The sequence below is a fragment of the Kurthia sp. Dielmo genome (assembly GCF_000307285.2).
Lineage (GTDB): Bacteria > Bacillota > Bacilli > Bacillales_A > Planococcaceae > Kurthia > Kurthia populi.
This window is the reverse complement of the sequence record NZ_HE578960.1, coordinates 161,555-183,890: the sequence shown is the minus strand read 5'-3', so window position 1 is coordinate 183,890 and position 22,336 is coordinate 161,555. Positions and strand designations below refer to the sequence as shown.

The window sequence follows — 22,336 nt, the reverse complement described above, 5'->3', positions numbered from 1 at the left end:
TACACGTATGTCAAAACCTCTTTTTTTATGTTAATGCGAAATATCTGAAACACCCATACCTGTATTAGCCTTTACCGTAATTTCGTCAAAGACATCATCATTTTCTTCCTTCTTCGAAAGCATCGAGCCTATATAGCCTGCAAGGAAGCCAAGTGGTACAGTAATAATCGCCGGATTCGTTAATGGGAATAATGCTTCTCCAACGAAGATGGCTGTTCCTTCTAGGTTCCATACATTCGGACTCAGTGCGCCAAGTACAAGACAGCTGACTAAGCCCGTTATTGTTGCAGCAATCGCCCCGGTCGATGTGAATCGCTTCCAGTAGATTGTGTACAAAATAACCGGTAAATTTGCAGATGCTGCAATACAAAATGCAAATGACACTAAGAATGACACATTTAATGACTGCGCGCCTAATGCTAATAAAATAGAGCAAGCAGCTAATACAATGGAACCAACACGTGCCGCAAGCATTTGTTGTTTCTCTGTTAATTGGCCTTTTTTCAAAATTTCACCGTATAAATCATGTGAAATAGCCGATGCGCCTGTTAATACTAAACCCGATACAACAGCTAAAATCGTTGCGAATGCTACTGCACAAATGAATGATAATAGCACATTGCCACCTAAGTATTCGGCTAGTAGCGGTGCAGCTAAGTTCCCTGCAGCGTTGGCTGCCATAATATCTTTTACACCGACGAATGCGGCAGCACCAAAGCCTAAGAAAATTGTTAATGTGAAGAAAATACTTGTAATCCAAGTTGTCCAAGAAATTGATGTACGTGCTGTACGCGCATCTTTTACAGTGAAGAAGCGCATTAGAATGTGCGGAAGACCACCTGTACCAAGTACTAAAGCAATTAACATCGAAATTGAATCAAAACCATTCGTATACTTTACACCTGAATTCAAGAAATTATCGCCATGCTCTGTTGCCTGTGAAACCTTATCGAACATGTTAATAATACTGTAGTCAAAGTGGCGTAATACTAAGAATGACATTAAGCCTGTACCGAAAAGTAATAAGCAAGCTTTAATAATTTGTACCCAGCTCGTCGCGCCCATGCCACCGAATAATACATAAATCGTCATCATGATACCGACGATTAACACAGCAATCCAGTAGTCGATACCGAATAATAATTGAATCAATGCCCCAGCACCTACAAGCTGTGCAATCATATATAAAATAACGATGGTAATAGTGCTCAGTGCCGCGGCAGCACGAACACGTTTTTCGTTAAAGCGCGCAGTGATCATATCCGCTAAGGTGTAACGTCCTAAGTTACGAAGCGGCTCTGCAATAATGTATAGTACTACTAAATTCGCTACTACATACCCTACAGAGAAGAAAAATCCGTCAAATCCCGATAATGCGATGGCACCCGATACCCCTAAAAATGCGGCCGCCGATAAGTAATCCCCTGAAATGGCTAACCCATTTTGCCAGCCTTTTAACCCTCCACCAGCCGTATAGAAATCGCTTGCTGAAGACGTTTTCTTTGCCGCAAGATAGGTCACAAATAATGTCAATCCAACAATGCCTAAGAAGAAACTAATCGTTACAATGCTCATAAGCCAAATCCCCCTTGATGTATGAAACTACTTGCTGTCTCCATACTCTTTCATAATTTTTTCTACCTCTTTATCAAACTTACCTGCGCGGTATTTGTACACCTCACATAACACAATCGTCATCACAAATAGTGACAATGAATACACCCAAACCCATGTGATTTTTCCGATTACTCGATGTTCTAATACAGATGTGAAAGATGTTAAAACAGGTAGCATAATATAGGCAATTAAAAATAAAATAGTTGTTGAGAATAAGAATTTCTTTTTCTTTTTAACTAATAACTTAAAAGAATCCATTTGCGCAATTTCTTTATACACCTGGCGTTCCTTCTCTTTTTCATTCGCTAACACCGGCTCCCCAACCGTTGTTTTCGGCTGTTGTTCAACAGAAATATCCATTTGATTAGCCATTTATAAAACCCCCTTCAATGCTGAAAATTCTACTTAGATGATAAAATTTTCTGTTTTAGTAATGTTCCGTAAACCTATTGTATGTGCACTGTTATGCAAAAGCAACAAGTTTTTCTCATCACTTTTTCCTTAAATGGAAAATAAAACCTTATGAAAAATATAAAAATAACGAACTAGAAAACTCTGATTTTCTAGCTAATATAAATCGTTTTCGCAAAATTAACAGAATATTCACTTTTTAAAAAGAAAATAGAGACATAGAGTACTTAAATTAGTATTTTAAAAGAAAATAAACGATTGAAACAGATTTTCTCAATTATATATTAGTATAATTAAAAATCTATAAAATTTTTTCTTTGTGTACTATAACAAAAATAGAAATAATACACAATTCGTATAGTAGGCTTGAATTTTCAAGTCTTCTTTTATCTCATTCAAATAATAATAATGCTTTTATTCTTTCTAAAAATCGGGAATATACTCTATAAAGGAGCTGATTTTTTGTCAATTTTAACAGAAGCCCGTAAAGAATTAATCGATTATATCACGCAGTTACCGATTGATTCATTGAATACAGCCATTGATAAGGATTCCTGGACAGTGTTACAAGTCGTTGAACATTTAGCTTTAATGGAGGAAGATGTCAGTACTGTATTAAAGGACGCCATTTTAAAGCGTGAATTCATCGAAGAGGTTCGTCAAAAACCAATTCATTTAACAACCGATCGCACACAAAAATTCAGTGCGCCTGACAAATGGCAGCCAAAGCAAGAAACCTATTCATTAGAAGAAGTACTGCATCATTTAGAAAAAAGTCGAGAATCCTTAAACAATGCCTTTGCCCATGCTAACGATGCAGATTTAGAGCATGTTGTCGCTAAAAACGATGCATTTGGCGCACTTTCACTTGCACAATGGCCTGATTTTATTGGCTACCATGAGCAACGCCATTTAGCACAGATTAAAGAAATCATTGCCGCAATTTCATAAAGAAAAGCCGAAATCGTATATCCTACGATTTCGGCTTTTTTAAGAAAGGGTGTTTCAGATGACTTTACGTGTAACAGCAATCGATTTTATCGAACAAAATTTCCAACATACACATTATGAAGGGATGCATTTTTCGGATGCTGACTTTTCAAATGCACAGTTTCAATATGCCACGCTAAAAAACATTACATTTGAGCACATTAATTTTTCAGGTGCTTCATTTGATTATGCCTATTTTGAGCAAGTCCAATTCAAAAATTGTCAATTTGATGATGCAACTTTCCATGAAGCCTTATTACAAGACGTCCAATTTCATGACGTAACTTATAAAGAGCTTGCGTTACATGATGCCACATTAAGGCATGTTTCTTTTGCCCAGCCGGCAATCAAACGCTTATTGCCCATTATTATTACCGTCGTCATTATCATGTTGATTTGGCAAGTTCTATTTCAAAGCTTATAACTCAGCGATTAATGCTCGTACAATCTCCATATCAACATCCTTTGTTAAATGTGCGGGTGTCCATGGAACATAAATATGTGGCTGAATGCCATCCTTTGAAGCCAGCTCACTATCCTCATTGATTTTTGACATACTATAATTCAAAGCCACATCACCAAAATCAACGGTCAAAACATTACACGTCGCCATAATCCCCATTGTTGGTCGTCCTACAATGGTTACTTTTGGCGATTTTTTTGCGTATGCCACAAACGTTTCCCCTGAGCTGCCACAGTAATAATCCGTTAAAATATAAATTGCTGGCGGCGTTGCTTTTCCTTCTACCGTAAAATCCAATTCTTCTTCCACTTCTATCATGCCCTGACCACGATGCTGTTCCAATAAAAACATTTCACGGTCAAGCATTCGTTCAATTTCCTGATTCATCCCTGGCTCTATATAATCTTCAAGCAGTGCCATCATCAGCGCACAATTACGTGCAGTATAATTGGTAAACATCGTATCCTTGCCCTGCAATTCTTTTGCGGTATAATCGCGGTCAAAAACTAAATCTAGTAATGGAAAATAAAATGCATCATTACCGCCATAATTTTCACGTACATCAATAATCAAATGCTTCGCGGCAGCGATTTCCTGTTCATATGTCTTTAGTATTTCACGCACGCCATATTCCTGTGCAAAATCGGTAAATTTCATATAAAATGTTTCCCTCGTTAATGCCTTCGCTGCATACGTTGGTTGATAGCGTTGTCTAGCATAAGTCGTCAACACCATTTCCATTGCCACGCCACGCTGTTCAACGGTAATTGTTCGCGCGCGCATTAAAACGTTATTCCATTTTTGGCGTTCTACTTTATCATGCAGTAGCTGTAAGGCATATTTTTTAGATAGCTCTTCAATAGAAAGACCATCAATTGCGATAATTTTATCACCTGTATGTAAGCGTGTTTCTTGAGAAGCTTCTATTATATAGAGTACATCCTCATGACGACGTACACGAAAACCAATATTCGGTCGCACACTATTTTTAACGCTCAAATAAAGATGCTCATCTTTAAACGTTGCCAAATAATCTTCTACCACTCGAACAAACGCCTCATCACTCATTTGATTTGTTACTTTCGGTAGTGATGTTTGCACTACTGCTGAATTCCCAGCATAATCCTCTAGCATAATTTTTTTAATTTCTTTAAAGATACTTTCCTTCGTCCACATAGTCATTCCTCCAAAAAAAGAGCCCCCCTAAAAGCGGCTCTTTTCTCTACTGTCGCTACACTAAAACGTAGCATGTTTTATAAAACGCGTCAAACATTGTAAAAAAGACTAATAATATTTTGATTCGCATTACGACTAATGCATAATTCTGACCTCCAAGTGCTTCCTATGGCTCCTTTATCATCTGGCACAATTGGTCAACCTCTTCTTTTAATTGCGTTACAAATAAAAATCAACTGCATTTTGTATATTCTGTACAATCAATCCAGCCATATCTACTTTCATGATAATCAATCGACTAATACCCTAATTTCACTATCATTATTATACTTTAAAGCTACTAATTTCCTCATTTAGACGCTGTGCACTTAAGCTTAAATCTTGTGCCACTTCACTCACTTGAACCATTGTTGAAATTTGCTCGCCCATCGCATTCACAATGACCTCAATACTACCAGCAGTTTGTTGTGTACCTGACGAAATCTCCTGAACAGAAGCAGATACTTGTTCAGCACCAGCAGATAATTGTTCTGCCGTTGCCGATACATCTTCGATTTGTGAAGTCATCGTATTAATAGCCTCTGAAATTGTTGCAAATGATGTCCCCGCATCTACAATAATTTGTACACCATCTTGTACCGAAACAAGTGAATTCTCAACAGCTTTTTCAACATTTTTCGTATCTGCTTTAATTTCCTGTGTCAATGCAACAATCAAATTTGCCGATTCCTTCGATTGATCAGCTAATTTACTTACCTCTTCTGCTACAACCGCAAATCCCTTACCATGTTCACCTGCACGCGCTGCTTCAATCGAGGCATTCAGTGCTAGTAAATTTGTTTGATCTGTAATATCTGTAATAACACCTGTGATTTTTTCAATCTCTTCGGTTTGCTTAGCTAGTTTATCCACAAGCTGATTCACTAAACTTGTTGAATTGCTAATGACATCCATTTGTGATTTTGCTTGTCCTAAAATAGATACACCATTCGTTGAAATCCCTCTCGCATTTGTTGATGCATGATTTAACGTTTGGACAGCTTCTGCAATTCGGTGAACTCCCTGCGCTGTTTCATCTGTTGCGATGGCACTTTCATTTGCCGCTTTTGCTGAACCCTCCGTTACCTTTGAAGTAGTTGCTACTTGTGATGAAATGTTTTCATTTGTCGCAGTTACTTCTTCCGTGCTAGCAGATAATTCTTCCGCTGCTGCAGATAAATGCTCTGCATTACTTTGAATATTTTGAATGAGTCGACGCAGATTTTCTTTCATCGTATTTACACCCGTTGTTAAAATACCAATTTCATCCTTTGATTTGTAATTGATATCTTCTTGGGATAAATCTCCGTTTGATACAATTTCTACAGCTGTTGTTACTTGTTGAAGTGGCCTTGTAATCGTACGCTTAATCATCATCATAAGGAAAATTCCAATAAGAATACTGACGACAACACTAATAATTGCTATCATTTTTGTAAATGCAATAGCATCATTTGTTGCCGCTCGCGCTTCCCCTAATTTTTTATTTTGATAATCAATCATCGTTTTCGCTTCTGTCAAAATAGCACCATTTGTTATCGTTAATTTTTCATTAACGATACGACTAGCTTCTTTTAAATTATCATTTTCGACAGCTTTAATAAGTTCTTCGAGCTGTCCATTAAATAAATCATTACTTTCATTCATTTTCGCCCATGATTCTTTCATCTCTTTAGAAATTAATAAACCCTTAATTTCTAAAATATCTTCATCTAAAATCTTCGCACTGTCTTTTAATTCCTGCATTGTCTTTTCATTATTATTTAAAATAACTGCTCGTGCATACAGTCCTTGTTGAAATATGCCCTTTTGCACTTCCTCTGCTAATTGTAACTGTTGAACACGGCTACCTAGAGCAAGTTCTGATTGTTCACGAATTGATGCTAAGTTAATTAGTGTAATAACGACTGATGCAATCATTAATCCAATAATTACAGAGAAGGCCATATTTAATTTCTTCCCTACATTCATTACAAATCACCTACCTTTGAATTATCTAACACTTTAACTATTTACCCATAAATAAATAAAAATATGTGACTTTCATAATATTTATTCAAAAAAAATTAAAAGATATATAGACTAACTAAAAAAGAGAGTAATCCATACGTGTAAAAATGACCACTTCTAGGAGCATAAGAAAAATCGGAATCGCGCTGTCGCGCGGTTCCGATTTTTCGTCCTAGTCAATTTCATGTATATTATTTTTCTAATGCTACAATTGTTGTTTCAAACTGCTGAACATAGGTATCTAAATCAACACCTGCTCGCTCAACTACACCCGCACTTAGAAGTTGTTTTTCAATTCCTGTATAACTCTTAATAACTGCTAAGAAAGCTTTCGCTTGTTCTTTATTTTGCACCGTTACTTGCTCAGGTTTTGCAAATTTACCGTAGCCCACATATTCTGATAAGCCTTGTAAATCTGCAATTTTAATTAAACTTTGTAGCCATGTATCGCGTAGTACTTGATCATATTTCAAACCAACTTCTTCGCTCGTTAAAATCCATTTCGTCGTATCTGGTAAATTATTCATTTCCATATAGACCGCTGCCATTTCTGTTTGCATCACTTTTAAGAAGGCGATATGCTGCGCTTTACCTGCTTCATCATTCCCCCAAGTTTTTTGCAGTTGCTGATATTGTGCTAATAATTCTTTTGATTGCTTATCTACCTTCACAATCTCTGCTTCAGCTTTTTTTGCTTCAGCTACTACTGCATTAAATGAAGCAACAATTTCCTCTGCACTCCCTGTTTTTAAGAAGCTTGGTAAAATCGTATTCAAATTTTTCACATACATTAAGCTAGTAGAAGCTGATGTATCTTGCCCATTCGTTTCTAAATACTTCATAATAATTGCGGCTGTATCCCCATTCGTTGCTAAAGCCGTTTGTACATTTTCTACGAACTGCTCTGCTAGAGAACCAGATGTATTCTTTCCATACGTATACGTAACACCATCAATCGTTTCGTTCGCAAGTTGCCCTTTATAATAGAATAAACTTTTAAATTCCACTAATTTTTTTGTCAGTCTGCCGTTCTCAAATAAATACTGTTTATGCTTTGCTGTTTTCAATCCTTTTTTCAATTTAGCATTGTAGTAAAGCTTCATGCTAGCGCCCGATCCCACAACAGCATAGCCTTTGTTTAGTTTACCATTTTTATAAAGCTTTCCTTTATATACTTTAAACCCTTTTACTGCTTTCCCTGTGCTTTTATCCACTAGCACATTCTTTTTATTTAATTTTTCATTTGATGCTGCTTCACTAGCAGTTGGTGCAATAAGTGTTAGTCCGACTGCAGCCACCATTGTTGATAACATGATTTTTTTCATTTTGTAACCTCCTAAGTTAATTGTCCTTATAAATATAGTTCTTAAAGGTTAAAAATAGGTTAAATTTTGAATTTTTATGAGAAATTTTAGTTTTTTAAATTAATTAGTTAATTTATTAATAGTTTAATAGCTTAATCATTTAAAAAACTAACATATTAATTTAGTGTTTTTTTTGCTATACTATATGTATTGTAAGAATTAAGGGAGTGTGGAATTTGTGGCAATTAAAATTACGCTAGGTAACAGTAAAGGTGGCGTTGGCAAAACGACCACGACTTGTCTCCTTGCGATTTCTTTAGCAAAACATTTTAATCAACGCGTACTCGTTGTCGACTTCGATGCGCAAGCAGACTCAACTGACTTTTTAGTACGTACATTTAATGTGCAGCATGAGCTAGCCAATCATACATCTGTTTTTGAAGCCATTAAGTCTCCTGAGACCGCTGCTGATGCTGTTGTGAAGTTAGATGAAAATTTAGATTTGATTCCTTCAGGGGAAGAATTAAGCGGGCTGGATTTATTATTATTTAATAAAGGCGTATTTGGTGAATTTGAATCGGGACTTTATTTAGATTTAGTTATTCAACAAGTAGAAGCAAATTATGATTTTATTTTGTATGATGTACCACCTACTTCAAATATCCAAAATATTAATGCCATTGTAGCAAGTGACTATTATATCGGTGTTATGATGACGCAAGCGAAAAGTTACCGTCAAATGAGCAGTTTCCTTAAAGAATCAAATAAAACGGCTGAGAGCGCTCATAATTCGAAATACGGCTACGATGGTGCACAGCTGCTTGGTATTTTAATGTATCTTGAAAATAAACGTAGTAATGTTGATTACACAGTTATTTCTTCGGCACTTCAAACATATGGAGATAATATTTTCTATTCACGTATTTATGAACGTGAACGTGTGAAACGGTATGATTTAGTTCCACCAAACCCAGGTAAGTTTGATCAACATGATAAAAATACGTTTGCGATGTATGATTCGCTTGCACAAGAGATTTTAATCCGTGTTGGTAAATTACCAGCTAATACACCTAAAATTCGCTTAGAACAGCTTTTAGAGCTTGCTAGCGATGATTTAAACCATTCAGAGTACAATACACTAATCGAAGCTTTTAATAAAGCTGTTTTCTATCGTGATGATGTTTTAGAAAGCCTTGAATTTACAGCGAATCAATTAACGAGCGCTTTACGCGATGTTTTCAAAGATATTGAAACAGCTAAAAAACGTTTTGTTATCCAACGTATTGTTCAATGGACTGAATCCAAAGGTTCTCTTGCACAATTAAAAGAATTAAAGAATATATAGGAGGTCTCACATTATGGGACGCAAAAACTTATTAGAAAACGATGCACTGAACAGTAAATTTAGTGCAGAAGGTGAAAATCCTCATCAAGCTGCTTTCTCTGAGCCAAAAGCTCGTGGCCTTGCATTAATGAAAGATGAAATTCATGTTGAACCAAAAAAGAAGGAAAAAGTTGAACGTAAAACAACTCTGATGTCTGCTAAGGCACATCAATTCTTTAAAATCAATGCAGCACAACATGACATGAAATTATTAGAAGTTATTGATTTTGCAGTAGATAAACTTCTTGAAATGGATGAACAACAATTCCAAAAAGAACTAGAAGCCTATAAAAATAATTTAAACTAAATAGTTAGCTAAAGACTTCTCTCTAACCAGAGGAGTCTTTTTTATATTACTAGAAATATGTATTGGCACAGTGGAGTATTAATTAGCCAGAGTTACCCACAAGCTTTGGTAATTTGTATGGTGCAAGTTGATAGAGTGTTTCAATGAGTTTTGTGCAAGCTTTTGACTGGATAAAATTTGTTTCAGCAATAAGTGCCCATAATGAAATACGCATAGCACTTTTTTTCGCAGAAAGTTTTTGTGCATGCGTTCGTACATAATTTACATAGCGTGTAACAGTTGTCCAACCAGTTTTTGCACCACGACCTTTTCCTTTTCGCACCAATACTAATTGGTGCGATTTTTTTATGACTTCATTCAATGAGCTTTGTGGCATATTGAGTGCTTCGCATAATTGTTTTTGAGAATGCCAAATAAACGGACCGTTGGTGCATTTTTGTGCATTTAAGTAGGCAATGATGTCCGTTTCCCATTCCGTATAATGACTTCGACTACGTTCATGACGTTCTTTTTTGAATTTGTACCAGCCTCCTGAAGGCAGTTCAAAGTGCTGATTTGGGACGTAAAGCGCCAATAATTCCTGAATGTATTGTTTTGAAGCACCTTGATAGCGCCCTGAATAAGCAGAACGCATCACAGCTGTAAGCTCATTTTTAGCTAAAGGTTGGTGCAAATTCGCATTGAATTCATCGATGATGTCAAACGCCTCGTCTGTAGACTTCCCTTCGCTATAACAAATAAGCGCTAGCGTAAACAATGTATTGTTACGACCGATTTGCCCTTTTGCCCCCTTAATATGCGTTGAGTTAATAAGGGCATGGAACCAATCTGTTTGCATGAAGTTGTTTGTAGACGGTTTTGGCTGAGGTGCATAAAGTGGTGCACCTTCATTTTGACGCATTGACCAGTCAATGCATTGTTTGATGCTATATGTTTGATCAAGTTGCGCCCACACCATATTTTTTTCCGTTGGTGCACGGAAAAAACCAAAGTCATTGCAATAAAGATCGGCTTTGACGCTGTGTAAGCTCTTTTTTAGATTAGCTGCAATTCGTTTGGCTACTTTTAAGCCTTGGAAATCATGTTTGTTTGAAATATAAAGTGGCTCTGCTAATACAAAGTACACTTGATAACCGCGCGGCGAGGCAATAATGGCCGTTGGTGCACCAATGGATTCATCAAGGCATGTGAGTAAAATATCTTGCACCGAAAAAGCCTTTGTATCAATGTCGACAACAAAAGCATTGATTTGTTGCAAATTCGTTTCGACGAACCCGTGTACAATGGTGCGTTTTGAATCTGTATATGCACCAAAACGGTAAACATTCGGTGTAAAGTGGCTTAAACCGGCAACATCGTCTAATAAACGCTCTTTTGAATTGATAATATAACCTTTTACACCATATTGTGAGAAATCTTTTTTATTTCGCACCGCAAAAAGCACACCTTTACGTGTGTTTCGTTCCAAATGTTCCATTTGTAGACGCTTTTGTTCTGGTGCATGTGAAAATTGATAGCGATATGTCGCAATTCCATCATGTAATAGAGTGTCATAGAACGCATTTAGCATGTTGAGATACACCTCCTCCGATTGTTTTCTCTATTATAGAGAATCCGAAAAACGTGAAAGTGCTCTCTCTAGAGGATTATGCACCAAAATGAAAATGCCCTTGAGCCTTACTGCCACAAGGGTTTGAAATTTTTTTGAAATTTTTTTGTTATACAGGTTTGTCCCACTTTTTTTCATATTGCACCACATATAAAATAGAAATGCACCATTTAAATTTGTATAAAAAGCTGTTGCGACAACATTTGTAAATTTTATCCATCTATGTTTGTACACAGGTTTGTACCAAAAATACCCCCTGGTGTAAAAAAAAATACTACACGGGTTTGGAAATGCACCAAAAAAAAGTGCACCAGAAATGCACCAAAAAATCGACAATATGACAACCACGGCTTTTTTAACTACACGGGTTTGTTCCAATGGTGCATATTAAGCCAAATACTACACGGGTTTGTCTGGAGTTTGTACACGGGTTTGTACCAAAAATATGTGTTTTCTCTTAATTGAGGTGCATTTTTACAAAAATTAGGTCATTTTATTTTGTGGGATTTTTTTTCTATTTCTTGTTGGTTGTGGTGCGTTTATTATTGTTGGACAAACCCGTCTACAAAGTGGTGCATATTATGTTTTTTCATCAAGATGGTGCACATTATAGTACACAGGTTTGTCTGTACTTTTGCACCATTCGGCATATTTGGTGCAAATCCATCGCATTTTTCGACATTTATGCACCATGTCTTAAAAAATGGTGCAGATTTTTGTATACAGCTTTGTTTGATGGTGCATTTTGTTATAATAAATAATAAGAAAAGAGGTGGTGCATGATGGAATATGCAGCGATTTCGGAAACAATCTTATTATCATATGAACAAACAAAGGTTGCGGTGTATGAAGAAACGAAGGAATTATTCGAAGATGCACCAATGCTATTAGAATTATGGCATCAAGATGCGTACCAGACATCAGATGATGAACGTTTGCACCAGCAACCAAAAAATGAAGCGTTCCTCGCATTATTTAATTTAATTACTGTGGAATTAACCAATTTCAAGCGAATGACGAAAAAGGTAATTCGCGATACGGTTGAAAGTTATAAAGATACGATTACACAAACGATGTTACCTTTTGTCCAAATGATGAGTGACGTAGAAATCGATTTTTCAAAACCATTAGTTAATCAAAATTATATGATGACGGATTCAAGCACGACTTTTTATTTGATGCGCAATATCGTCACAAGCAAAAAAGGCTTTGCCGATAATGGGAAAGGTCATCTTGAATCGGAGCTTGTCGATAATCAAGGTCAATTGCATGGTTTGGCCGAATTGCGCCCTGCCCCATTAATGGAAACCGAACCAACAGATTATTTAATTGATGCAGTAGAAAATACACTTAGTTCATTGGATGAATTAACAGCAGATATTTTTGATTTAGTATCATATATGTGGATGACTGGTGAACATACAAGTGATGGCTTCATTGAATTTCATAGTGATGATGCCCTCCTTTTACAGCATGGACATAATGATGATGCACTTGACACAATGAAATTTAAAGAACGAGATCGATTCAATATTATGCGTCGGGTCGCTGCGCTAACGAGTGTATGGGTGGCGCTTAATGATGGACCGGACCGTTTGAAAATCGTCAATTCACGTGATATTAATTCGAAGCTATACAAATTCCAAGACTTCAAGCGGATGTTTGAGGTAGGAAATGTTCGTATTGCCTTTGATAAAAAAACGAATAAGCCAAAAGGGATTTATGCACTTGAGATTAAACCATCATCGTTATTACAACCATATTTAAATGGCAGTAAATCGTCATTAGGTGTGCTCGACTTAAAAGTATTTAAATATAGTTATTTTACACAGCGGGAGCATAAGCGTCTAACTCGTTATTTGAGTCGTCAATGGAAAATTCGTGTCGTTCGAGGAACATTACATCAGCCATTTAAAATTGGTACATTGCTAAAGGAAATGAATTTTCCTGAGCGTTTAAATGGTGTGCAACTTCGGGATAAATTTGAAGAAGTATTAGATGATTTGCAGCGCGATGAAATTATTAAAGTGTGGAATTATAGTGAAACGATTGATGAAGCGCGTGTTGGTAAACGTGGATGGGTAAAAAATTATTGGAGCCAGCTAAGCGTGACAATTTTACCTCCGGATGTGGTTGTATTAGAAAACCGCAAACAAATTCCATTGCCAACTAATTCAGACGAGAAACTTATAGAAGAATCCACTGAAGAAGTCATTGAAGCAATTTTTGAAGATGTTGCAGAGCCAGAGCAGGAATCCTTTGACTTTGATGAAGTCATTGAAGAATCTGCGGTTATGTTATTAACACCCGAAACGATGCGAGCTAAAATCGATGAACTTGGTTACTCGATTCGTAAAGCTGCTGAGGAAATGGGCATGAGCCATACAACATTGTCACGTTATATGAATCATAAAATTAAACGACATAACAAGGACAATGACAAAAAAATGCTTCAGTGGATGAAAGATAATTAGAGCTTGTTAGTGTACGCTTGAAATAGATAGCGGTATAATTTAACTATGCAATAAGCATAGTTAATTGACGAATAAAACATACTAGTTTAAAGTATGTGAACAACAACGCCTAGGGGGATATTATGACGAACGAAAAATTAACACAATGCAGTATTTGTCATCAGGAATTAGAAGGTACCGTTTTTATTAAAGGTCCAGATGAGAAAGTAGCAATTTGTGAAGACTGTATTCAAACAGCTTATGAAATTTTAGGATTAGGTCCTGTACAATATAATGAGGTTAATGAGTCAGATGAATCAATGTTAAATGCTGAAAACTTTGTCCGCCCTTCTATTATTCGTGATTACCTAAATGATTTTGTTATTGGTCAAGAAGAAGCGAAACGCGTATTAGCAGTAGCAATTTATAATCACTTAAAACGTATGGCACATAACGCACACCGTGAAGAAGGTCAACCAGAAATTGAAAAATCAAATGTATTAATGGTTGGACCAACGGGTTCAGGTAAAACGTATCTACTACGTAAAGTGGCAGAGCTAATTGACATTCCAATGATTGTAGCAGATGCTTCAAGTATGACAGCAGCTGGTTATGTAGGTAGCGACCCAGAAATTATGTTGCGCCAATTACTACAAGCAGCAGATGGCGATCTAGACCGCGCACAACGCGGAATCATTTATATCGATGAAATTGATAAATTAGGTCGTAAATCAGAATCAGCTTCAATCACACGTGATGTATCAGGTGAATCTGTACAACAACAAATTTTAAAAATTCTTGAAGGTACAAAATCTCAAGTACCATTAGATGCCAACCGCTTACACCCAGGTGGCAACAATGTTGAAATGGATACATCAAATATTTTATTCGTTGTTGGGGGTTCATTTGAAGGTATTGAAGAAATCATTAAAAAACGTTTAGGTGAAGAAGGTCGTCGCATTGGTTTTGACGAAATTTCAGAAGCTGAACAAAAGAAAAAAGATTTCAACCACTACATTTTAGAAGTAGAGGCTGAGGACTTACGCAAATTTGGTATGATTCCGGAATTACTTGGCCGTCTACCAGTCGTTGTACCATTACAAGAACTAGATGTAGATGCATTGACACGTATTTTAACAGAACCACAAAATGCATTACTAAAACAATACAGTTCATTATTAAGCTATGATGGTGCTGATATTGAATTCTCAGACGAAGCAGTAAAAGCAATCGCTGAAATTGCTTATGAGAAGAAAACAGGTGCACGTTCATTACGCTCTGTATTAGAAAAAGTATTATTACCGCATATGTTCAATCTTCCTGATGAAGAAGAAAACGTAACGTTTTACTTTGATGAAGAATCAATTCGCAGTGGCAAAGCACCAAAACGTATTGTGAAAGAATCAAAATAATAAACGAAAATCCCTACAGCAACTGCTGTGGGGATTTTTTAATTAACTAATAAATAAATTAGTATATTAATAATTTAATCAGTTAATAAATTAAAAAACTAATTAGTTAATTGATTTTTTTGAATGGAGCATTTAATATCCTTTATAATAGAAAGAACATCAAACTTTTAGCAAGAACCGATACAATGTAAATCGAAGCTAGCTAAGAAAAAATAAAATTTATTTTGTATGATTTTAAAAGTAATTATTTCGCCGATAGATAAAGGACATTCTCTATGCGATGTCGAATAGAATATAAACAAGAAAAGTAAGTACAAGTTATTAAAAACTACGCTCTAATGTAGATAGAAAATAGTATGTGTAACTTATTATCCTTTTACGACTTCTTGGAATATCACAAATAGAAAATTAATTAGTTAACCAATTAATTATTTAACTAATTAATTGAAACTGGAGGTATACATATGAAGCAATTTCTATTAACAGCACCATTGTACTTTATGACAGGGATTGGGTTTTATCATGCATTATTCGGCAGTAATAAATTATTTGGGATTATTATTTTAGTAGTTGGTATCTTAGGGATTTCGTTAGATTTGATTTCAAAGCGTACGAAGAAAGTTACGTAACTTTATAGACATGAGATAATCAGGAACTGCTACTATGGTGGTTCCTATTTTTTATATAACAAACTAATAAATAAATAAATAAATTACTTTGTTAATTAGTTAATTTATTTTACGAGAGAATGATATGACGACTATTTAATTTGTAAGACACGCACGCATTCTCATTATACGACAGATGAATATAATCGCCCGCTTTCAATAGAAGGAAGAGAAGAAGTAGAAAAATTAGTCTCTTTTTTCAGTACATACATATTGATGCTCCATAGGCCAGGAATTACCGAAGAACAGCAAGATTGCAAAACAAAAGAAGTTAAACATACATACTCTTGAAGGTTTAAATGAATGCCGTGTTTCTAGTGCACCAGTGAAACGTTTTGAAGAAGTAATGCATAAACTATGGGGCGTCAACCACCGTTTTCCCTCCCTAGTGGAGAATTAAATGAAGTAGCACGGCATAGAATAAGGAAGGCAATGGATTAATTAGTCGTAAAGCATGCGCAACAAACCTTGTTAATAGGCACACATGAAAATATCTTTACACTGTGGTTATAATCATATGATTCAAACTATAGTTATATGTTTTGGAAGTCTTTAAAAATGCCAGAAATAATTAAAGTCGTTGTGAAATCAGCGAAAGCACGGGAGGTAGAAAGGGTTTGTTTCACGTGAAACAAATAGTAATAGATACTCTATATTAATTAGTTAAACTATTAATTTATTAACTAATTAATTTTATAAATTTTAATGCTTTCGTTTCATTTTTATAAAAACCTCCCTAAACTAGCCATTTTCCGTTAGAATAAGAAAGACTAGCAATGTTGGAGGTACACAAATGAATAAAACATTTCAAAGAGTAAGCTGCCTCATCATAGCAACGAGTTTGCTAGCTGCTTGTAGTTCGACGAGTGCTGAGAGTGATCAGAGTAATAAAATGATAGCAGCAAAAGAGGAAAAGGTTCCGAAGAATTTCACGAAGGAACTTAATGAAATTGTTGATGATCGTACACTAGAAATAGCAGAGAATGTTTTAGTGTATGCACATAAATATGAACAACAATATGACACACCTATTCAAGATAAGAATCAAGAATTCAAACGAGCGCTTGTAAATATTGTGAATACATCATATTTAGAAGGTGATACTGCGGCGAAGGCTTCACAGCTCTTTAAAACTTATTTTTTAAAGGAAGCATTTGAAGAAAATAGCACAGAGTATGCGTTACTAGAAAACTATTCTCAAGCATTGATTCAATCGCTGCGTTTAGAAATAGCGGACGAGCAAAATAATGAAGATGTCGCAGAGAAATCTGAAGATGAGTTAGATTTGTTGAATGATAAGATTGCAGAAAGTGCCAAAGCTTTAAATTCAAAGCTCGGAAATAAAATTTATAAAATGCTTAATAACTCACTGGAAAATTCGTCAGAAGAAGACAATATTTACGTGAGTACAGGTCGTTTAAAAGATGGATTGAATTTAAGACAGGCCCCAAGTGCAGAATCGCCATTAGCCCTACCAAAGGAATTGCCAAATGGTACGGCGCTTAAGGTCATTAGCAAACAAGGCAACTGGTATAAAGTATTTGTGATTGGCAAAGGTGTAGAAGGCTGGGTAAATAGCACATTTACATCGATTACTGCCCCGACATATAAAGAGGCCTACGCAGCTTTTGTCGAAGTATATAATGACACATTAGTATTACGTGAAGGCGCAGAAAAGACGTATCCGAAAATTGCAGAGCTAGAAAATGGTACGGAACTACAAGTCTATGATGAATCAGATGGCTGGTATTATGTACATGTTCCAAGTATTAATGAGTATGGATGGGTACATAGCTATTTTGTTACACGTGAATAATTAAAATGAATCGCGCTTAGTCGCGATTTTTTGTTATGGAATGAAAGAAGGCCTACAGATGTTAAATAAATTAAATCGCTTTATACAGAGATGGATGCCCATTCTAACACCACTTAGTTTAGTAGTAGGTGTAATTTTAGAGGATATCGGGCAACACTTATTATTTTTAGTAGCATGGTTATTTGCTTTTATGACACTTGTTAGTGGGTTGAAAATGAATTTTCGTGATGTGAAAGTTTTTACAAAGTATCCTAAAACGATTTTATTCACAATTGCTTTTTTACATATTTTAATGCCACTTTGGGCATATGGATTATCCCAATGGGTTTTTGATGATCATTTACTGATGATCGGTTTTATTTTATCGGTTGCAGTCCCAACCGGTGTAACGAGTGTCATTTGGGTAACAATTGGTCGAGGAAATATTCCACTATGTTTAGCTATTATTTTAATTGACACATTATTAGCTCCGATTATTATGCCTGCCCTTCTTCATCTTTTTGTTGGAGAAACGATTCAAATCGATACAATGGGTTTGATTATGGATTTAATTTGGATGATTGTACTACCCTCTCTATTAGGAATCGTCATAAATGAGGTGTCAAAAGGACAAATTCAACGAAAATATGGTGCGGTGTTATCTCCTCTATCAAAGCTATGCTTATTTGGTGTTATTATGATTAATAGCAGTGCGATTGCGCCCTATTTAAAAAATATCAATAGTGAATTGGCGCTTGTGATTGGTATTGTTTTTGCACTTGCGGTTTCTGGCTATTTGATTGCATTTATTATTGGTTACATCGTTTGGAAGGATCGGACGATTGCAACGACATTTTTATTTACTGCAGGTATGCGAAATATTGCGGTAGGTGTCATTATTGCGACAACCTATTTTCCTGCCAAAGTTGCGATGCCAGTTGTTTTTGGTATGTTGTTTCAGCAAATACTGGCTTCGGTTTTCAATAAATTGAATGAGCGTCAAGTAACTAAAGTTTAGCGCAGCGTTAAAAAAGAAACAATTATGAGTAATTTAAAAATGCACTAAAAAAAATTAGGAAATGTAAAAAATAACTTCATATTAATCAATTAAAAGAAAGACGTATATTATTTAATAGGTCTTTCTTTTTTTATAAACTTATTTAATGTAATTTGACGTATTCATAAAAAAATAGGTAATAAAACTTACTTTACTATTTTATCGCATTGAAATACGGTTGATTTTTGATAGAAATTCACAATAAAGGTAATGTTTATTATTTTAATTAAAAGAAAATTCAGAAAAAATAAATTGACTAAATTATGTAAAAAAAGTATAGTGAAACCATAAATGATAATTATAATCATTTATTTTTCACCGAAAAATATTCCCCAAATGAGAAAGGAGAAATTTTTAGATGAAAGCAGCAGTAGTAACGAGTGATAAGTCCGTTAAAGTTGAGGACAAGCAATTAAGAGCACTAGAATATGGAGAGGCACTGGTAAAAACCGAATATTGTGGCGTTTGTCATACAGACTTACATGTGAAAAACGCAGATTTTGGTGATGTGACAGGCGTGGTGCTTGGACATGAAGGTGTCGGAAAAGTTATTGAAATCGGCGAAGGTGTCGAATCATTAAAAGTCGGTGATCGTGTATCAATCGCATGGATGTACGAGAGTTGTGGACATTGTGAATATTGTACAACAGGCCGCGAAACATTGTGCCGTGATGTAAAAAATGCGGGTTATACAGTCGATGGCGCAATGGCTGAGGAAGTTATTGTTAAAGCCGATTACGCAGTAAAAGTACCAGATAATTTAGATCCTGCAGCAGCGTCTTCAGTGACATGTGCGGGAGTTACGACATATAAAGCAGTAAAAGAATCACAAATTCGACCAGGTCAATGGATTGGTGTATTTGGTATTGGCGGCTTAGGAAATTTAGCTGTACAGTATGCTAAAAATGTATTTGGCGCTAAAGTAGTCGCATTTGATATTAGCGATGAAAAATTAGCCTTTGCGAAAGAGCTAGGTGCGGATGCAACCGTAAATTCATTAAATGAGGACCCTGTTGAAAAAGCAAAAGAATTAACAGGCGGTAAAGGGCTAGATGCAACGGTTATTACAGCAGTTGCAAAAACGCCATTTAACCAAGCAATTGATGTTGTAAAAGCAGGTGCACGAGTTGTAGCAGTTGGTTTACCTGTCGATAAAATGGATTTAAATATTCCACGCCTTGTACTAGACGGCATTCAAGTAGTGGGTTCATTAGTAGGAACGCGTCAAGATTTACAAGAGGCATTCCAATTTGCAGCTGAGGGTAAAGTAGTACCGAAAGTTGCCCTTCGTCCAATCGAGGATATTAATGATATTTTAGAAGAAATGGAAGAAGGTAAAATCACAGGCCGTATGGTAATTGATTTCACAAAATAATACATTAGTAAAACACTCATATGCTGTTTTTTCAGCATATGAGTGTTTTAAAATTAATTAGTTAATTTATTAAACTATTAACTAATTAATAAATAAATTTCCTTCTATATAATATGTTTGAAGCTGTAGTGCTTGACTATACAGTAACTGGATAGTTTACAGTAAGAATGTAAAAGAAAAAGAAGGGTCTTGAAATTATGTTTTCGGAAATCTGTGAAATCACAGTAGATAATAAACAACAGGCACTACAATTAAAAGTAGCGCCAAATCAGCAAGGTTATGTAGAGACGGTGGAAGAGTGTCTAACTGAAGCGCGTGAAGATACGCGCTATGTACCTGTTGGATTGTATGACAATAATATAATGGTTGGCTTTGCAATGTATGGCCGTTTTGTAGAAAATAACGAGGAACGCATTTGGTTTGACCGATATTTAATTGATGAGCATTTTCAAGGAAGAGGCTATGGCAAATATTTTATGAAACAAGTGTTGGATTTTTTAACGGAAAAATATCATTGTCATAGCATTTTTTTAAGTGTTTACGATGATAATTTATTTGCCATTCAACTCTATGAAAAAATGGGCTTTCACTTTAATGGAGAGCTTGATGTCCACGGTGAAAAGGTAATGGTTCGTGAACTAATAAACTAACTAATAAATTAAAAGAAGCTACCATCTAAAATGTGGCATAGCTTCTTTTTTGTTATACTAAATAAAATTAATTAGTTAATTTATAAAACAATTAATAAATAAATTTACTGAGGTGAAGACAATGATAAATATTGCATGTTTGCATGCACACTACTCAAATATTGCTTATATAGAACGGGCTTTTTATAGTCATACTGTCCAACTGCAGCACTATGTAGATCCAGGTGTGATGTGGCATGTACAACATCATCAAATAGAGCAAGCCAAAATGCAGGTAGGGAAGCAGCTCCAATGGATTGCAACAACTAAACCAGATGTCCTTGTTGTAACGTGTACGAATTATATTGCGTTAATGGATGCGTCATTGTCGGTACCGATGATTGAAATTGATGTGCCGTTTTTTAAATTACTCAAACAACAAAAACTACCGCTAACCTTATTTTTCACGAATCCGCAAACGGTCGAAGGAACGCTTAAACGTTTATATACATATGTAACTAGAGAGGTAGAGGTTGTGGTCATTCCAAAAGCATTTGATTTATTAATGGCGGGCGATAAAGTGGCGCATGACAAAATTGTTATGGCAGCACTGCAAGACGCACCAAAAAATGCAGCGGTTGCACAGCTTTCCATGGTAGATGCTGCAGAAAAAAACGGGCTACTGCATCCATTAATGCCACTTGTCGAAGCTATACTAAATAACGAATAAAGGTTTGAATTCGTTATTTAGTATGTGCTTGTATTTAAAAGAAGGAAAATAGAATGTGAAGCTTTTAGGCTTTCAGGCTTTTTTTGTTATACAATAATGTTAAATAGGGGGGATAAAATGGAAAAGTACGATAAAGGCGGCTTTTATGAATTGTCATTGGAGCTTACTGAAGGTCAATTAGAACAGGCGCTTGAACGATTACATACGGATAATGTTGTTGGCATAGCTCATTTTACAGGAGATTATGTAGAGTTGCAGGGGCAATTACGTGTAGCTGAAGGGCGTGTACCATGCGTTGTGACGGCAATGCAATCAGAGGGGGAGACCAGTTGGCTAACGCTTAGCGTGTCCCCAAAAGTATTGCGCCGTACAGGTTCTGCTGCAATAAATGAAGCATTTATTACAGTAGCAGAGCAATTGAACCCGTTCTTACTTGGTTTAATTGGCGAGGAAGTTAATGGCATCACAAGTCATGAGGATGTAAATGTTGAAGAGTTTCCGAACATTATTATTTTATTAAAAGATGCACAGCAAAAAAGAGGCTTCCAGATTTACGGTCAATAATAGGAAAAAGCAGAAAATGCTTTACGCGTTTTCTGCTTTTTTGTCTCGTAAAATAAATGCTGGAACGAGGTGGATATAAAGGAGCTCCATAATAATTTCAACAATTGTTTGCGTTACAATAATGGCCGCGACAAAAGTTTGTACAGCGCTAGGAAGTGCAAGAGCTAATGGGAGCACAACGAGTGAATTTCGTGTGAAGCTGCTAAAAATTAACGCACGTCCTGCACCGATGTCTAAGCGGAAAAGCGTTGCAATCGCTTTGGCAATCCACGGCATGATGAGCATAAATAAAATATAAATTGGAATGACAATTAAAATATCCTCGATAAATGTTAAGACCTTC

19 protein-coding genes and 1 pseudogene are annotated in these 22,336 nt (G+C 35.8%); 13 read left to right on the top strand and 7 right to left on the bottom strand.

Going from position 1 to position 22,336, the window contains the following annotated elements:
- Positions 1 to 30: 30 nt before the first annotated feature.
- The gene (locus KTHG_RS14410) at positions 31 to 1,575 is read right to left on the bottom strand and encodes a solute symporter family protein (RefSeq protein ID WP_126989747.1); all 1,545 of its coding nucleotides are present in this window, start codon (positions 1,573 to 1,575) and stop codon (positions 31 to 33) included.
- A gap of 27 nt (positions 1,576 to 1,602) precedes the next feature.
- Positions 1,603 to 1,989, bottom strand: coding sequence for a DUF485 domain-containing protein (locus KTHG_RS14405; RefSeq protein ID WP_139994575.1), 387 nt, complete (start codon positions 1,987 to 1,989; stop codon positions 1,603 to 1,605).
- A 501-nt stretch (positions 1,990 to 2,490) separates the two neighbouring features.
- Between KTHG_RS14405 and KTHG_RS14400 the strand changes: the two genes are divergently transcribed.
- Both KTHG_RS14400 and KTHG_RS14395 read left to right on the top strand, forming a co-directional pair.
- Positions 2,491 to 2,979: a DinB family protein gene (locus KTHG_RS14400; protein ID WP_186439627.1), complete on the top strand. Its 489-nt coding sequence runs from the start codon at positions 2,491 to 2,493 to the stop codon at positions 2,977 to 2,979.
- A gap of 58 nt (positions 2,980 to 3,037) precedes the next feature.
- Positions 3,038 to 3,442, top strand: coding sequence for a pentapeptide repeat-containing protein (locus tag KTHG_RS14395; protein WP_139994571.1), 405 nt, complete (start codon positions 3,038 to 3,040; stop codon positions 3,440 to 3,442).
- On the opposite strand, the gene KTHG_RS14390 is transcribed toward KTHG_RS14395, so the two are convergent.
- The 3 genes from KTHG_RS14390 to KTHG_RS14380 form a co-directional block, all read right to left on the bottom strand.
- Complete coding sequence (locus KTHG_RS14390) at positions 3,437 to 4,657, bottom strand: S41 family peptidase (RefSeq protein WP_186439626.1); 1,221 nt, start codon at positions 4,655 to 4,657, stop codon at positions 3,437 to 3,439. The genes KTHG_RS14395 and KTHG_RS14390 overlap by 6 nt on opposite strands.
- 324 nt (positions 4,658 to 4,981) lie before the next feature.
- The gene (locus KTHG_RS14385) at positions 4,982 to 6,667 is read right to left on the bottom strand and encodes a methyl-accepting chemotaxis protein (protein ID WP_139994567.1); all 1,686 of its coding nucleotides are present in this window, start codon (positions 6,665 to 6,667) and stop codon (positions 4,982 to 4,984) included.
- Between the two features lie 230 nt (positions 6,668 to 6,897).
- Positions 6,898 to 8,031 carry a hypothetical protein gene (locus tag KTHG_RS14380; RefSeq protein WP_139994565.1) on the bottom strand — a complete coding sequence of 378 codons (1,134 nt, stop codon included), beginning with the start codon at positions 8,029 to 8,031 and terminating at the stop codon, positions 6,898 to 6,900.
- Positions 8,032 to 8,248: 217 nt separating this feature from the next.
- Between KTHG_RS14380 and KTHG_RS14375 the strand changes: the two genes are divergently transcribed.
- Together KTHG_RS14375 and KTHG_RS14370 are read left to right on the top strand one after the other, a co-directional pair.
- Positions 8,249 to 9,355, top strand: coding sequence for a ParA family protein (locus tag KTHG_RS14375; protein ID WP_158620963.1), 1,107 nt, complete (start codon positions 8,249 to 8,251; stop codon positions 9,353 to 9,355).
- Positions 9,356 to 9,368: 13 nt separating this feature from the next.
- Positions 9,369 to 9,701, top strand: a complete 333-nt coding sequence (locus KTHG_RS14370) for a hypothetical protein (protein ID WP_126989755.1) — start codon at positions 9,369 to 9,371, stop codon at positions 9,699 to 9,701.
- 82 nt (positions 9,702 to 9,783) lie between these two features.
- Here the strand turns inward: KTHG_RS14370 and KTHG_RS14365 are convergent, their stop codons facing one another.
- Positions 9,784 to 11,271, bottom strand: coding sequence for a primase C-terminal domain-containing protein (locus KTHG_RS14365; RefSeq protein ID WP_139994563.1), 1,488 nt, complete (start codon positions 11,269 to 11,271; stop codon positions 9,784 to 9,786).
- A gap of 818 nt (positions 11,272 to 12,089) precedes the next feature.
- Between KTHG_RS14365 and KTHG_RS14360 the strand changes: the two genes are divergently transcribed.
- The 9 genes from KTHG_RS14360 to KTHG_RS14325 all read left to right on the top strand — a co-directional run bounded on the left by KTHG_RS14360 (position 12,090) and on the right by KTHG_RS14325 (position 21,993).
- Positions 12,090 to 13,784 (top strand): hypothetical protein, encoded by a 1,695-nt coding sequence (locus tag KTHG_RS14360; RefSeq protein WP_139994561.1) that lies wholly within the window; start codon positions 12,090 to 12,092, stop codon positions 13,782 to 13,784.
- Positions 13,785 to 13,906: 122 nt separating this feature from the next.
- Positions 13,907 to 15,175 (top strand): ATP-dependent Clp protease ATP-binding subunit ClpX, encoded by a 1,269-nt coding sequence (gene clpX / locus KTHG_RS14355; RefSeq protein WP_126989758.1) that lies wholly within the window; start codon positions 13,907 to 13,909, stop codon positions 15,173 to 15,175.
- A gap of 464 nt (positions 15,176 to 15,639) precedes the next feature.
- Complete coding sequence (locus tag KTHG_RS21370) at positions 15,640 to 15,804, top strand: hypothetical protein (RefSeq protein WP_158620964.1); 165 nt, start codon at positions 15,640 to 15,642, stop codon at positions 15,802 to 15,804.
- Between the two features lie 832 nt (positions 15,805 to 16,636).
- The gene (locus KTHG_RS14350) at positions 16,637 to 17,659 is read left to right on the top strand and encodes an SH3 domain-containing protein (protein ID WP_139994558.1); all 1,023 of its coding nucleotides are present in this window, start codon (positions 16,637 to 16,639) and stop codon (positions 17,657 to 17,659) included.
- Positions 17,660 to 17,717: 58 nt separating this feature from the next.
- Positions 17,718 to 18,656 (top strand): bile acid:sodium symporter family protein, encoded by a 939-nt coding sequence (locus KTHG_RS14345; protein ID WP_139994556.1) that lies wholly within the window; start codon positions 17,718 to 17,720, stop codon positions 18,654 to 18,656.
- Between the two features lie 397 nt (positions 18,657 to 19,053).
- Positions 19,054 to 20,070: an alcohol dehydrogenase AdhP gene (gene adhP, locus KTHG_RS14340; protein ID WP_126989761.1), complete on the top strand. Its 1,017-nt coding sequence runs from the start codon at positions 19,054 to 19,056 to the stop codon at positions 20,068 to 20,070.
- A gap of 197 nt (positions 20,071 to 20,267) precedes the next feature.
- Entirely contained in the window at positions 20,268 to 20,720 is a 453-nt protein-coding gene (locus KTHG_RS14335; RefSeq protein WP_139994554.1) for a GNAT family N-acetyltransferase, read from the top strand.
- Positions 20,721 to 20,841: 121 nt separating this feature from the next.
- Entirely contained in the window at positions 20,842 to 21,429 is a 588-nt protein-coding gene (locus tag KTHG_RS14330) for a hypothetical protein (RefSeq protein ID WP_139994552.1), read from the top strand.
- Positions 21,430 to 21,546: 117 nt separating this feature from the next.
- Positions 21,547 to 21,993: a hypothetical protein gene (locus tag KTHG_RS14325; protein ID WP_139994550.1), complete on the top strand. Its 447-nt coding sequence runs from the start codon at positions 21,547 to 21,549 to the stop codon at positions 21,991 to 21,993.
- Positions 21,994 to 22,014: 21 nt separating this feature from the next.
- On the opposite strand, the pseudogene KTHG_RS14320 reads toward KTHG_RS14325, so the two are convergent.
- A pseudogene (locus KTHG_RS14320) lies at positions 22,015 to 22,336 on the bottom strand (arsenic resistance protein); the annotation flags it as partial.